The 13,665-nt window shown below is 61.3% G+C and carries 12 protein-coding genes; 2 read left to right on the forward strand and 10 right to left on the reverse strand.

Annotation, left to right across the window (positions count from 1 at the left end):
• Nucleotides 1-121: 121 nt before the first annotated feature.
• From G5168_RS03350 to G5168_RS03390, 9 genes are all read right to left on the reverse strand, one after another.
• On the reverse strand, nt 122-1,093 hold the full coding sequence (locus G5168_RS03350) for a formate dehydrogenase subunit gamma (RefSeq protein WP_005334792.1): 972 nt from the start codon (nt 1,091-1,093) through the stop codon (nt 122-124).
• The gene (fdh3B, locus tag G5168_RS03355; RefSeq protein WP_005334799.1) at nt 1,090-1,716 is read right to left on the reverse strand and encodes a formate dehydrogenase FDH3 subunit beta; all 627 of its coding nucleotides are present in this window, start codon (nt 1,714-1,716) and stop codon (nt 1,090-1,092) included. Before fdh3B ends, G5168_RS03350 begins: the two co-directional genes overlap by 4 nt.
• Before the next feature lie 4 nt (nt 1,717-1,720).
• Nucleotides 1,721-4,597 (reverse strand): formate dehydrogenase subunit alpha, encoded by a 2,877-nt coding sequence (locus G5168_RS03360; RefSeq protein WP_374508730.1) that lies wholly within the window; start codon nt 4,595-4,597, stop codon nt 1,721-1,723.
• Nucleotides 4,598-4,620: 23 nt separating this feature from the next.
• The gene (locus G5168_RS03365; protein ID WP_058393425.1) at nt 4,621-4,824 is read right to left on the reverse strand and encodes a transcriptional initiation protein Tat; all 204 of its coding nucleotides are present in this window, start codon (nt 4,822-4,824) and stop codon (nt 4,621-4,623) included.
• A gap of 101 nt (nt 4,825-4,925) precedes the next feature.
• Entirely contained in the window at nt 4,926-5,543 is a 618-nt protein-coding gene (locus G5168_RS03370) for a TorD/DmsD family molecular chaperone (protein ID WP_058058400.1), read from the reverse strand.
• A gap of 10 nt (nt 5,544-5,553) precedes the next feature.
• On the reverse strand, nt 5,554-7,311 hold the full coding sequence (locus tag G5168_RS03375) for a 4Fe-4S dicluster domain-containing protein (protein WP_421251839.1): 1,758 nt from the start codon (nt 7,309-7,311) through the stop codon (nt 5,554-5,556).
• A 103-nt stretch (nt 7,312-7,414) separates the two neighbouring features.
• Nucleotides 7,415-7,999, reverse strand: coding sequence for a DUF3306 domain-containing protein (locus G5168_RS03380; RefSeq protein WP_111900506.1), 585 nt, complete (start codon nt 7,997-7,999; stop codon nt 7,415-7,417).
• Nucleotides 7,992-8,546, reverse strand: coding sequence for a DUF3305 domain-containing protein (locus G5168_RS03385; protein ID WP_421251840.1), 555 nt, complete (start codon nt 8,544-8,546; stop codon nt 7,992-7,994). The genes G5168_RS03380 and G5168_RS03385 overlap by 8 nt, the downstream gene beginning before the upstream one ends.
• Nucleotides 8,547-9,156: 610 nt before the next feature.
• On the reverse strand, nt 9,157-9,534 hold the full coding sequence (locus G5168_RS03390) for a hypothetical protein (RefSeq protein ID WP_421251841.1): 378 nt from the start codon (nt 9,532-9,534) through the stop codon (nt 9,157-9,159).
• Nucleotides 9,535-9,758: 224 nt separating this feature from the next.
• Here G5168_RS03390 and G5168_RS03395 point away from each other — a divergent pair, with 224 nt between their 5' ends.
• Both G5168_RS03395 and G5168_RS03400 read left to right on the forward strand, forming a co-directional pair.
• Complete coding sequence (locus tag G5168_RS03395; RefSeq protein ID WP_202001990.1) at nt 9,759-10,616, forward strand: formate dehydrogenase accessory sulfurtransferase FdhD; 858 nt, start codon at nt 9,759-9,761, stop codon at nt 10,614-10,616.
• 15 nt (nt 10,617-10,631) lie between these two features.
• Nucleotides 10,632-11,498 carry a helix-turn-helix transcriptional regulator gene (locus G5168_RS03400; protein ID WP_013723539.1) on the forward strand — a complete coding sequence of 289 codons (867 nt, stop codon included), beginning with the start codon at nt 10,632-10,634 and terminating at the stop codon, nt 11,496-11,498.
• Nucleotides 11,499-11,578: 80 nt separating this feature from the next.
• On the opposite strand, the gene G5168_RS03405 is transcribed toward G5168_RS03400, so the two are convergent.
• Nucleotides 11,579-13,657 carry a sensor histidine kinase gene (locus G5168_RS03405; protein WP_421251842.1) on the reverse strand — a complete coding sequence of 693 codons (2,079 nt, stop codon included), beginning with the start codon at nt 13,655-13,657 and terminating at the stop codon, nt 11,579-11,581.
• Nucleotides 13,658-13,665: the final 8 nt, after the last annotated feature.

Here is a 13,665-nt window from a genome sequence, read left to right on the forward strand (position 1 = left end):
GCTCAAGGTGGCCCAAAAAACCATCGCCGTTTGCGGCATCGCTCAATCAATTTGCCATCACCATCGACCCGCCATCAAAAGGGGCGCCGCAGCGCCCCTTCTCTTTACTCTTTGTCGACCATCAGCTTGATTTGCCCGCCTTGGGCTCATCGAGAGTGTGTTTTACCTCTTCATACCAGAGGTCGTGGTGCTCCTTGGCCCAGGTCTCGTCCACCTCGCCGGTCACCATCCCCTCCAGCGCCCCTTCCAGCTGGAACAGGCCCATGTAGATATGGAAGATAAAGCCGCAGATAAGGATCAAGGCACCGACGATATGGATAAAGCTGGCCCACTCCATCTGACGGCGCAGCTGGCCGAAGATGGGGAAGTCGAGGAACAGCCCGGTCGCCACCACAATGCCGCCAAACCAGATCAGCAGCCAGAAGATCGCCTTCTCGCCACCGTTGGAGAAGCCCGCCGAGGGGTGACTCCCCTTGTGCTTGCCGAGCATGCCGCCAAACTTCATGAACCACTGCACATCCACCATGTTGACGATGTTGTGGCGGAACCACTTGATGAGCACCCCCATCAGGCAGAGGAAGAAGAGCGGCCCCACGTAGTTGTGGAACACCTTGGCAAACCAGATCCAGTTCTCCCACACCCCGAGGCTCACCACCGGCTTGATGAAGTACTTGCCGTAGATGATGGCCAGCCCCGACCCGGAGAGGGTCAGGAACATGGCCGCCGTGGTCCAGTGCAGCGCCCGATCCAGCCTGCTCCAGCGCTTGAGCTTGCGCCCGGTGCGCGGTTTGGAGAGCTTGGTCTGCCCCACCACCAGATACATCAGGCCGCACATGGCCAAGGAGCCGAAGATGGCGATGGCGCCGAGCGGCGACACCCACTTGGTCTTCACCTCGAACCAGAGCTGGCCCGGCACCGAGATCAGCACTCCGTGCTCCGGCGAGCGGGAGGTGGTCACCCCCTCCTGCCCATCCTTCACCGCCCGCCAATAATCGGCGCCGGCAAAGCCGACCGCCTCTTTCTCGGCATCGGCGAAACTTGCGGTACTCACCAGCAGCAGGGCAGCAAACAGGGCCATTAGCCAGGTTTTCATGCCGCCCCTCCCTGCTTGTTCAGCTTGCTGGCATCGTGGAACAGCTCATCGCCATTACCCCAAGCCGCATCCTTGGCACCGCGATAGGCAACCCGCTCGCGGAAGATATCGGAGATCACCTGCGCATCCCCTGCCAGCAGTGCTTTGGTGGAGCAGAGCTCGGCACACATGGGCAGCTTGCCCTCGGCGATGCGGTTGGCACCGTACTTCTGGCGCTCCGCCTCGCTGTGATCCTCTTCCGGGCCGCCGGCGCAGAAGGTGCACTTGTCCATCTTGCCCCGATCGCCAAAGGCGGCGGTTTTCGGGAACTGGGGCGCCCCGAACGGGCAGGCAAACAGGCAGTAGCCGCAACCGATGCAGAGATCCTTGTTGTGCAGCACTATGCCGTCGTCGGTGTGATAGAAGCAGTCGGCCGGGCAGACCGCCATGCAGGGGGCGTCGGTGCAGTGCATGCAGGCGACCGAGATGGAGGTCTCACCTGGCAGGCCGTCGTTGAGGGTTACCACCCGGCGGCGCTGGATGCCCCACTCGAGGGCATCGTCGTTCTCGTTCTTGCACGCCGTCACACAGCCGTTGCACTCGATGCAGCGCTTGGTGTCACACATGAATTTCATTCTGGCCATGGGATCAGGCTCCTACTTTGCGAAAACGGCACAGGGTGACCTTGGTCTCCTGCATCTGGGTGACCGGGTCATAACCATAGGTGGTGACTATGTTGACCGACTCCCCCAGCACATAGGGGTCAGACCCTTCCGGATATTTGGATCGCAGATCCTTGCCCTCGAAGTGGCCGCCGAAGTGGAACGGCATAAAGGCGAGCCCCGGTTTGACCCGCGGAGTCACCAGAGCCTTCACCTTGACCCGACCCCCTTCCGGCCCCTCGACCCACACATCCTGACCGTCGCGCACCCCGACGTCGTTGGCATCCGCCGGGTTCATCTCGACAAACATCTCCTGCTGCAGCTCGGCGAGCCAGGGGTTGGAGCGGGTCTCGTCACCGCCCCCCTCGTATTCGACCAGACGGCCGGAGGTGAGGATGATCGGGAACTCCTTGCTGACATCCTTCTCCTGCACCGAGGCGTACTGGGTCGGCAGGCGCCACAGGCTCTTGGCATCGGGCCAGGTTGCGTAGTCGGCCAAGAGATCCCGACGCGGGGTGTAGAGCGGCTCGCGGTGCTTGGGCACCTGATCCGGGAAGGTCCACACCACGCAGCGCGCCTTGGCGTTGCCATAGGGGACAAAGCCATGCTTGATGGCCACCCGCTGGATGCCGCCGGAGAGGTCAGTCTTCCAGTTCTTGCCCTCGGCCTCTTTCTTCTCGGCCTCGGTCAGCTCATCCCACCAGCCGAGCTGCTTCATCAGGTCGGCAGTGATCTCGGGATAGCCGTCTTCCACCTCACTCCCCTTCGGCCAGGAGTCTTCGGCGAGCAGCGAGACGCCCTGATACTCGATGCCGAAGCGGGCGCGGAAACCACCGCCCCCTTCCGACACCGGAATGCTGGTGTCGTAGAGGATGTGGCTGCCGGGGTGTTTCATCTCAGGGGTGCCCCAGCAGGGCCAGGGCAGGCCGTACACTTCGCCGCTGACCGGGCCGCCCTCGGCCTTGAGGTTGGTCTTGTGAAAGGTGTGCCAGTTCTGCTGGTGCGCCTTGAGCCGCTCCGGGCTCTGGCCGGTGTAGCCCACGCTCCACATGCCGCGGTTGTATTCGCGGGTGATGTCTTCCAAGAGCGGCTGGTTGTTCTCCACCTTGATGTGCTTGAACAGCTGGTCGGCAAAACCGAGCTTCTTGCTCAGCAGATACATGATCTCGTGGTCGACCTTGGATTCGAACAGGGGTTCTATCACCTTGTCGCGCCACTGCATGGAGCGGTTGGTGGCGGTGACGGAGCCATAGGTCTCGAACTGGGTGGTGGCCGGCAGCAGGTAGACGCCGTCGGTGCGATCGTTCATCACCGAGGCGACTGTGGGATACGGGTCGACAATCACCATCATGTCGAGCTTTTGCATCGCTTTCTTCATCTCCGGGCCGCGGGTCTGGGAGTTGACCGCATGGCCCCAGTAGAACATGGCGCGGATGTTGGAGCCCTGCTCGATCAGATCGGCGTTCTCCAGCACCCCGTCCACCCAGCGGGAGACCGGAATGCCGTTATTGTTCATCGGCAGCTTGCCGTTGTAGGCCTTGTTGTCGAAACGGGCCTTGATCCACTCGTAATCCACATCCCACACCCGGGCCCAGTGCTTCCAGGAGCCCTCTTCCAGCCCGTAGTAGCCGGGCAGGGAGTCGGAGGTGACGCCAAAGTCGGTGGCCCCCTGCACGTTGTCGTGACCACGGAAGATGTTGGTGCCCGCCCCGCTCTTGCCCACGTTGCCGAGAGCCAGTTCGAGGATGCAGTATGCGCGGGTATTGTTGTTGCCTGTGGTGTGCTGGGTACCGCCCATGCACCAGACCACGCAGCCGGGACGGTTGTCGGCCAGCAGCTTGGCAGCGCCATAGACCTGCTGTTCGTTGAGGCCGGTCACCCGCTCTACTTCCGCCGGGGTCCAGCGCGCCACCTCTTTTTGCACCTCATCCATGCCGTAGACACGGGTGCGGATGAACTCCTTGTCTTCCCAGCCGTTCTTGAAGATGTGCCAGAGCATGCCCCAGATAAAGGCGACGTCGGTACCCGGACGCAGAGAGAGGTACATGTCAGCCTTGGCGGCGGTGCGGGTGCGACGCGGGTCGACTACCAGGATCTTGCAGCCGTTGCGCTCTTTCGCCAGCAGGATGTGCTGCATGGCGACCGGGTGGGCCTCCGCCGGGTTGGAGCCGATAAACATGATCGACTTGCTGTTGTGCATGTCGTTCAGGCTGTTGGTCATGGCGCCGTAGCCCCAGGTGTTGGCTACGCCAGCGACCGTGGTGGAGTGGCAGATCCGCGCCTGGTGATCCACGTTGTTGGTGCCCCAAAGCGACGCCATCTTGCGAAACAGGTAGGCCTGCTCGTTGGAGTGCTTGGCGGAGCCGAGCCAGTAGACGCTGTCGGGGCCGGACTCCTTGCGCAGGCGCAGCACCTCGTTGCCCACCTCTTCGATGGCCTGATCCCAGCTGATGCGCTGCCACTTGCCGCCCACCAGCTTCATCGGGTACTTGAGGCGACGCTCACCGTGGCCGTGCTCGCGCAGGGCCGCCCCCTTGGCGCAGTGACCGCCAAGGTTGAAGGGGTGATCAAAGGCCGGCTCCTGACCGGTCCAGACGCCGTTTTGCACCTCGGCATAGACGCCGCAGCCCACCGAGCAGTGGGAACAGATGGTGCGCTTCACCTCGACCGGCACCTCGGCCGCCACAGTTTTGGCCTCGGCCCGCTGCATCATGGCAGGGGCCAACCAACCGGCGGCCACGGCGCCACCGGCCACCAGACCCGAGTTGACCATAAAGGCGCGACGGGTCAGCCCCTGACCGCGGATGGCCTCATTGCCCTGCTCGCCCGCCTGGGGCTGCTCGGCTCGTTTTGTCAGTTTCATGAGTTCTCCTTCACTGATCCGGCTCAGTCAGTGCCGCGCAGGGTGCGATAAAAGTCGTGAACATGGGGGGTCTCCCGATAGCCCTTGTCAGGCTTGGTATCGTGGGTCAGCACCTCTTTGCCCACCACCCGACCGGTGGCACCGGCCAATACGCCTATAGTGGCGACCACGCCAACTCCCTTGATCAGATTGCGGCGGGACGGGTCTTTCAGCTTTTCATCGCTCATTCTTGTGACCTCTGTTTTTGTAATGTCCGGCGCCTGCGCGCCAGCTTCGCGTCCAATGGGATATCTCGTCTGTTCGTTTTGTTGTGGGTGGTTCGGGGCATTCAGCCCGGCACCACGCAGGCGCCAAACGGCAGGCGCAATTCGTTTTCCAGCTTGAAGAAATCTTCGGCAAGGGCCCCGACCGCCCGGTAGAAGCTGCCCCCTTTCGCCTGTTGCTGATCGCGGCAGCAGGCGAGTACCCAGGGGGCAAGGTGGCGCTCATAGAAGCGGTTGCGCTCCGGGTGTTGCTCGCCAATCAGTACCGCCATCACCTCACAGAGGGCGGCGAGATGATCTTCCGGTTCGCACACTCCGCTCTGGCGCTCAAAACCGAGGGACTGGAGGTCTGCGCGCAGTACCGCCAGCGGCAGCTCCATCAATGAGCCGGTGAGATACCAGGAGGCAAACGGCACAATCTCTCCGCGCCCCAGCCCGATAAAGAGATCCTGATACTCCTCGGCAAGCTCGTTTTCGTGGTGGCTACTCGCCGCCAGCTGCACCAGCCCCAGCCCTCTGGCAAAGGGGCCCGGCATCGGCTGCAACCCTTGCAGCCAGGCGAGCTGTTCGCCACGGGGGGCGGCGCGCCAGAGGCTTGCCAGCAGGGCGTAGAGATCGGCGCTGCTCTGTTCCAGTTCGGTCATGGTCAGTTCGCCGGCCTTTTCGTTATGTTGTTCACTCATCACTGGCCCCTCATACCTTGAGCTGGGAGACGGGATCCGCCGCCAGCGCCGCAAACACATCCTTGACCCGACAGTCCTCACACATCAGCAGCCGCTGGGCGGCCTCGTTCTGGAAGTGGGAGTGACCGGCCAGTTTTTGCTGGATGCGGCGGATCATCGAGGCCGGCGCGAACGGCTTGGAGCAGCGAATGCAGCAGGCGGCCTCTTCGGCCTTGAGGCTCTGCACCGCGCGGCGCGCCTCGGGCACAGGCTGCAAGCGGGGCACCAGCACGATGGCCTGCTCAGGGCACGCCTTTTCGCACATGCCGCACTGGATACAATCCTGCTCGATAAAGTTGAGGCCGGGGGCATGACCCACCGCATGCAGGGCGCGACTCGGGCAGACCGCCACGCAACCCATGCAGAGGGTGCAGTCAGACTCTTTGAGTTCCACACTGCCGTATGGAGCGCCATGAGGCACTGCCAGCGGCTCGCGGCTCCCGTCATTGGCCTGCCAGAGGGCATCGAAGGCAGCAAACAGGTTCTCCCGCTTGTCCCCCTTGAGCGGCTTGTCCAGCAGGGCAACGGCCGACTGGCCGGAAACAGGCTCACCAGCATCTGCGTCAAACAGAGCAATGCGATCGGCAGCAAGGCCGGCACCCGCCAACAGCACGGCGGCGCTCGCCAGCTCCCGCTCAACCAGCGCACGGACGCTTTCGGGGGCATCGTCACCCAGCACAATGCGCACCGCGCTGGCGCCATAGGCAAGGGCGGCGAACCAGCTCTCGATACCCAAACTCGCGCTCTCCTCCACCCAGACTGGCAGCCAGTTGGCGGGCAGTCGTATGAGTTCCGTTTCCACCCAATCGCGCTCGCTTTCACCGGCGATCAGGAGCTGCGGCGCTTCGCCACCCGCCTCCCGGTAGTGCTTGAGCAAGCGCAGCAGGTAGTCGCCGCTGGTATTGGCATCGGGCTGGTGATAGGCAATGGCGCCGGTCGGACAGGCAGAGGCACAGCTGCCAAAGCCCTGACAGAGATGGGGATCGATCTGGATGCGACCATTGATGGGCTTGAGCGCATCGGTCGGGCAGACATCGAGACAGCGGCTGCAACCGGGCACGCCGCGGGCGGTAAAGGCGCAGGCCTCGGGGTCGAGACGAAAATAGCGAGGCTTGTCGAAGATACCGGTCAGCGCACAGAGCTCGGCGAGCCGTTCGGCCAGCCCTTGATCATCAGCCAGATGCAGATAACCAACCGGCGGGCGCTCCAGCGCAAACAGCGGGGCGCGGCCCAGATCGGCCACCAGATCAAAGCGTGGCTGTTCACTGACAGCAGCCGCTTGTTGTGGAAAGCCTTGTTGTGGGAAGCAAAGCCCAGCCAGATTAATCCGCTCGCCCTGACCATTGAGGCCGGTGAGCTGGAACTGCCCCAGATACCCTGTCAGGCTCGGCTCGCGCAGGGTCAGGGCCGCGAGGGATGCGGTGGCATCGAAAATGGCTTCGAGATCGGCCGCCTCGGCATCGTGGACCGCTTCGGTCACCAGCAGAGTGGGCTTCACCCCGGCGGGCAGCAGGCTGGCAGCGCGGCGAATGCAATCTTCCGGGCCGACCAGCAGCAGGCGCCCCTGACTCTGGTAAGAGACAGTGGCCGGGATCAGGTTGTCGGTCTTGACCGTATGCTGCAGGGCATAGGCGCGAGCGCGCGCGTTATGCTCGGTCGCCCCCGCCTCGCGGGCTAGATTTGGGGCCAGATTTGGGCTCAGATTTGGCAATGTTTGTTCAGTGCTCACATACGCTCCTGTGCGCGCCACCTCATGGGATGGGCGCTTCTTGGTAAGCCGAGAGAGCAAGAGGCGAGCCAACTCCCCCGGAAAAAAAGTGACTGACAGGGAGTCAGGATCCTGAGGGTTCCATTTCCCCATCTTTGGTTGGGACATTTTGTCCACCACGGGAAACCAAAATGTCCCGAACGTCGGTGTGGGTTTGAGAATGGTTATCAGCCAGCTCGTGTTGCTCGGCGGCAGGTTCGCTGGCAACCGCCACCGGTTCAGCAGACCCGCTGGCCGGATTGGCCGATTCGCTCTCCGGGGCGATCACCTGATCCACCAGCCAGTTGCGCAGCCCGGCGGTCAAGGCCGCAGGCAGCAATTCGGGCTGGCTGAAATCCTGGGTGTAGTCGTCGAGCCCATCCGGCTTGTGGCTGCGAAACATGGCCCGCAGCGCCTCCCTGTCGGGGAGTTTGGCCTTGCCCGGCTGCGCCGTTTTCAGCGGCGGTTCGCCACTCTCAACCCCCTCAAAAGCAAGGGATTCACAGCTCCCCTTGTCAGTGCTGACTACGGGGCTATCCAGCGATGTATCTGGAGTTTTACCTTCGCCACTGCCTTCGATGGGGGCGGCAATCGCCTCGGGGATAGCCTCTTCCCTCGGCTGCAATGCCTGATGCTTGCGAGACGACCAGCGCTTAAGGAACTCACTCATGGGCGCGATTTCCGCTGTCACTGCCACGCTCGCGGCCATCGGGGCCGGTGGCTTTAACGGCGCCACAGCTGGCTTGATCTACCGTATCGACACCCAGCTGATCCTGCGCCCGTCCCTTGCCCTTTTTGCCCTTACGACGGGCCTCCAGCAGCTCGCCGTGGCGGCCGATAAAGGCCTCCACCCAGGCTTGCAGCGCCTCGGGCAGCGGGCAGGAGAGCACCTGCCGCTCGCCATCCATATAGGCGGCAGCCACGGTCTGGCTCAGGGTCAGGCCATCGGCCACAAAGCCTGTGTCCACGCGGCTTCCGGTGACAAAAAGGCGGGGCGAGCCGGAGCTCAGATTGAAGCGATAATCCCCCCGCTCGTCACGAAACAGGGTAAGGGGCAAGGCACCGGCTGCCTCAGGTTCGGCGGGGTGGAGCGCCGCAATCTCGAAACGGCGGCTCTGCCAGCGGCCAATCTGGCTGTCGATGGCCTTTAACTCCAGTTGCAGCCAGCGCTGCGGGGGCAAGGTATTGGTTGTCTCTTGCACTGTCACGGCTCCCATCAGAAGGTCTCTGCCGGGCCGCCCTCCTCCATGCTCCACCCCGTTCGGAGCGGTTCACAGCAGAACATTCAGGGCGGCCACGGCCAACAATGGGATAAGACATAGCAAGAGTGGGGCCAAGGCGGGATGGATTGTTCCATCTAGGCGTAGGCGGGCAAGATAAACAACAATTCAAATACGCGACCGTTCGAATATGCTTCGCTATTCTAACCTACGTTTCTATTTACCCCTTAGTGTGATAACTGCTTGAATTACACCCACAATCATCAATCCAACTGTTAACCATTTCATTGCCTTAGCCTGTGCAACATTTTCTCTATGTTTCCTCTGTTCCTCTTCATAATTAGATATTGTAACTAATGCTTGTGGTGACAATTTAAACCCATTATTACAGCGTTCCAAATCACCACTTAATAAAAGAGATTTAAGAAGCAGATCATTGTATCTTAACTGACGACTTTTATCTGGATGAAAAACCCAGCGTGCTGTATATAACAACGTAGATAAATTAATAGCACTTGTACAATAACCATGGCTATTATTATCTAGCTCTTTTTCAAGAAGTAGCTTCAGTACTTCGACTCTCTCAGAACGAATCAGTTCTTTTTTATTAAAAAGGAACTGATGCCCTTTTTCCTATTAAAATCTTTATCTTGTCAACTGGTATGAGCCCTTCATAAAAATATTGAAAAATTGATTCATATCGTAAATCATAGGGGCCATAAAAATATGTTATATCTAATTCATATTCACCAAGAAGATAAAATGGAATTGATATAACTCCAAACTCCATATTATTTTCCCAATACATTCCTGTGACGCCACCATGGCATACTTCATGACAGAGCAATGTCCATGAGTTATCACGTGATCTAAAGTAGACTACATAGCAGTCAACTTTTTTGGCATCATCCCCACTTCTTGGTATTCGCTCCGGCGCTGGTTTTTTTAGCAAACGACCAAGAATAAATCGCTCAATTGAATTCAATATACCCTCCATCTATAATCATTCTAAACACATATATCATCATCCATAGAGCATACTTAAAAATGTCTAATTAATAAAGTTTTGCAGCACTGCAAAAATAAACTTAAAAATATACATCAATAACATCTCTTAAATTTAAAACATATTATTCTTCAGTCAGAAATCTGGAACAAAACTTGCTGTATCCCTCCCCTTAGATCCCGGCAACCGGTCGCGAGGGGCCCATGACACCGACCTTTATCAAAAGCAATGCCGCCGCCCAGCTCACCATGGCCGTCGAGGTGATGGATGAGCAGGGCACAATGAACACCCGCCAAATCGCCTGTGAGCGGCCACTGACGGTCTACCTCAACTGGAAGGAGATAGTAACCCTGATGACACTGGGTGCCCGCCCCGAGGCGCTGGTACTGGGTTATCTGAAAAATCAGGGCTTTATCGAGGATATTGCGGCCATCGAGTCGGTGATTGTCGACTGGGAGAGCGAGGCCGCCGCCGTGGTGAGCAGCCAGCAGGCCGCCGATCTCGACAAGTCTCTGGAGAAGAAGACGGTCACCTCCGGCTGCGGTCAGGGCACCATGTATGGCAGCGTGATGAAGAAGCTGGAAGGGGTGGTCTTGGCGGCGCCCGAGCTTAAACAGAGCACCCTCTATGCCCTGCTCAAGGCGCTGTCGGCCCATAACGAAACCTACAAGATGGCGGGTGCAGTCCATGGCTGCGCCATCTGTCGGGGCAGCGAAATCCTCTCCTTTGTCGAGGATGTGGGGCGCCACAATGCGGTGGATACCCTGGCGGGCGAGCTCTGGATGCGCGGCGAGGCTGGCCACGACAAGATCTTCTACACCACCGGGCGGCTTACCTCGGAGATGGTGATCAAGGTGGCGCAGATGGGCATTCCAGTGCTGCTGTCGCGCTCCGGCGTCACCCAGATGGGACTGGATCTCGCCCGCCAGCTCGGCATCACCATGATTGCCCGCGCCAAGGGGCGCCATTTCGAGGTATTCAGCGGCCACGACCATATGGTGCTGGACGAGAAGCCGCCGGTGCTGGCGCCCAGTCCGGCTGGTCGCGGGATGCGGGATTAAGCCATGAATGAGTTTATGAACGTGAAGCAGGTGGCGGAATACCTCGATCTCAACGAGAAGAAGGTCTACCAGCTCGCCAACGAGGCGCGCATCCCCGCCACCAAGGCGACCGGCAAGTGGCTGTTTCCGCGCTCCCTGCTCGATCGCTGGCTGCTCGGCAGCTGCCACGAGGGGGTGATGAACGACCGGCTGCTGCTGGCAGGTTCAGACGACGTGCTGCTGCACTACGCCAGCAGCCGCTTGGCCCAGCAGCTCGGCACCCAGGCACTGGTGGGCTACACCCCGTGCGGCACCCGTCAGGGGCTAGCGATGCTGGCCCGCGGCCATGTGGATCTCTGCGCCATCCACTGGGGGCAGGCCGAGGAGGCGCACCTGCGCCACCCGGCGCTGGTGCAGCAGTATCAGGGCCACCGGCAATGGGTGATCGTTCATGGATTCAGGCGGGTGCAGGGGCTGGTGCTGCGCCAGGGGTTGCAACCCAAGGAGGCGAAAGAGGCGCTCGACTGGCGCTGGGCCATGCGTCAGGAAGGCGCCGGCAGCCAGCGCGCCCTGCAGGAGTGGCTGCAAACCCAGGGGGAGTCGCTGACCCGGCTGGAACGCACCCTTGAGGTCAACAGCGAGCGGGAGCTGGCTGCCGCCATCAGCCGTGGCGATGCGGATGTCGGGCCCGGCGCCCAGAGCACCGCCACCGAGTTTGGCCTCGGCTTTATGCCCTTGTCGCAGGAGTGCTTCGATCTGGTGATGCCGCAGGGGGTCTTCTTTCGTACCCTGCTGCAACAGCTGATCGGCTGGCTGCAATCCCCAGAGGGGCGCGAGCTGGCGGCCCGCCTCGGCGGCTATGACCTGACCCAAAGCGGCAAGCTGGTGTGGAGTCCGCAGTAAATAACCACTCACCCACCGACAAAACAGCCCGCCAACCATGTTGACGGGCTGTTTTTATAACGGGCCTTTTTATAACAGCCTCAATCGCTTGTCTCACGCCCCTCGGCATTGAGCGCAATGCGCCACCCTTCCAGTTTCGCGGGCTCGCTGCCGCTGGGCAGCAGGGCGTGGCTGCGCAGCCGCACGGTAAAGCAGCTCCCCTGCCCCGGGGTGGAGTCCACCAAGAGCTCCCCACCCCAGCGACTGATGATGCGGTGGCTCAGGGCCAGACCCAGCCCGGTGCCGGTAGCGCGGGTGGTGAAGAAGGGGTCGAAGATCTTGTCGATAATCGCCGCTTCGATGCCGCTGCCGTTATCGATCACCCGCACCTCGGCCCCGCGCAACTGACCCAGTTCATCGACCCAGTCGCGGCTCTCGACCCGGATCTCCCCCTGCTCCCCCAGCGCGTGACTGGCGTTGACCAAGAGGTTTATCAGCACCTGCAACAGCTGCTGGCGATCCGCCTCGATGGGCTGCAGGGCCCTGAGATCGGCCACCAGCTCCACCTGCTGCTGGCGCAGGGCGGAACGCACCAGAGTCAGGCTCTCCTCAATGATGGGGTTGAGGTGCTGCCACACCGGCGCGGTCTCGTAATCGCCAGGGCGAGAGTATTGCAGCAAGCTGCGGGTGATGGCACGAATGCGCTCGATCTGGGCCAGCACCAGCGCCAGCTCTTCGCGCACCGGCTCGGCCGCTTCCCCCAGCTCCAGCTTCATCAGCTCCACATTGCCGAGGATCACCGCCAGCGGGTTGTTGATCTCGTGGGCCACACCGGCCGAAAGCTCGCCAAGGGCCGCCAGCTTCTCGCTGATCAGCAACTGCTGGCGCGCCTCGGTCAGCATATGGATATGATCTTCCAGCTCGGCAGTCTTGAGCTCGAGGCTTTGGGTACGCTCGGCCACCTTCTGCTCCAGTTCGTCGGCGCTGCGAGCCATCTGCTGCTGGTGCGCTTCTTGCCTGTCCAGCATGGCGTCAAACTGGCGACCGAGTTGGGCCAGCTCGTGATCGGGGTCGAGGGCCAGCGGGCCGATGCGGGCCGACTCCCCGGCCTGCACCTGCCGCACCACCTTGTGCATCCGCTCGATGGGGGTGAAGAGATCCCGCGCGCCGCGATAGACCAGCAGGCCGGAGAGCAGCAACAGCAGCACTACGCCGGAGCCCAGCTCCACCAGATTGGTGAGGTAGGTGCGGATGATGGGCCACTCGAGAAAGCCGACATAGAGCATGCCGAGCCGTTCGCCCCTAGCTCCCAGCAGCGGCTCGTAGCCAGAGACATACCAGGCGTCGTGGACGAAAGCGCGGTCTATCCAGATATCCCCCTGCCCCAGCACCTGTTCGCGCACCGGGGGCGAGACCCGGGTGCCCACCGCCCGGCCAACCTGACGGCTGCTGCTGACCGGCACATTGGTGCTCACCCGCAGATCATCGAGAAACAGGGTGACCGTACCTATGCTCCCCTCTGGCAGGGTGTTTTTGGCAAACACCTGACCCTTGATCTCATCCACCAGCCGGGTGCTGCCGTTAATCAGCTCCCCCCCCTCCAGCACTGCCCAAAGGGATCCGTCGCGCCCCATCACAGGCGTCAATGACAGACTGATCAGCCCCCGGCTCTCCACCGCTTTGGTGCCATCCCGCCGCCACAGCACGGCCCGCTTGGCCAGTTGCGGTGAGAGGGCGAGCATCTCCTGCTGCGACCAGACCACGAAGTGGCTGACGCTGCGCCCGGCATTCAGGGTCGTCAGCTCCTGCGCCGTCAGAGCCTGAAGCTCGGCGCCGCTACGCAGGCGCAGAAAATCGAGACCATAGTTGGCAGCCAGCGGCATCACCCACTCGTCCAGCCGGGTTGGTGACTCACGCAGCCGCAGCTGAAAAGCCCAGGCATCCCGAAGATGTTCGAGGTGCTCGGCCTGACGCTGCTGCTGCACGCTGACCGCATGATGGGCGACGCCAAGGTCGCTGCGCACCGTGGTGAGCAGGTTCTGCCAGCTGTAGGTGAGGGTCCAGTAGAGGGTGAGCGCAATCATGCCCACCAGGGTGAGCATGATGGGTACCGAGGTGAGCAACAGCAGGCGCCAGCGCACTTTGGTTCGCACGCAGCGGGGGAGCAGAGTCAGTTTCATCGCCACCC

It is taken from the genome of Aeromonas sp. 600724 (genome assembly GCF_049175135.1).
Classification (GTDB): Bacteria; Pseudomonadota; Gammaproteobacteria; order Enterobacterales; family Aeromonadaceae; genus Aeromonas; species Aeromonas veronii_A.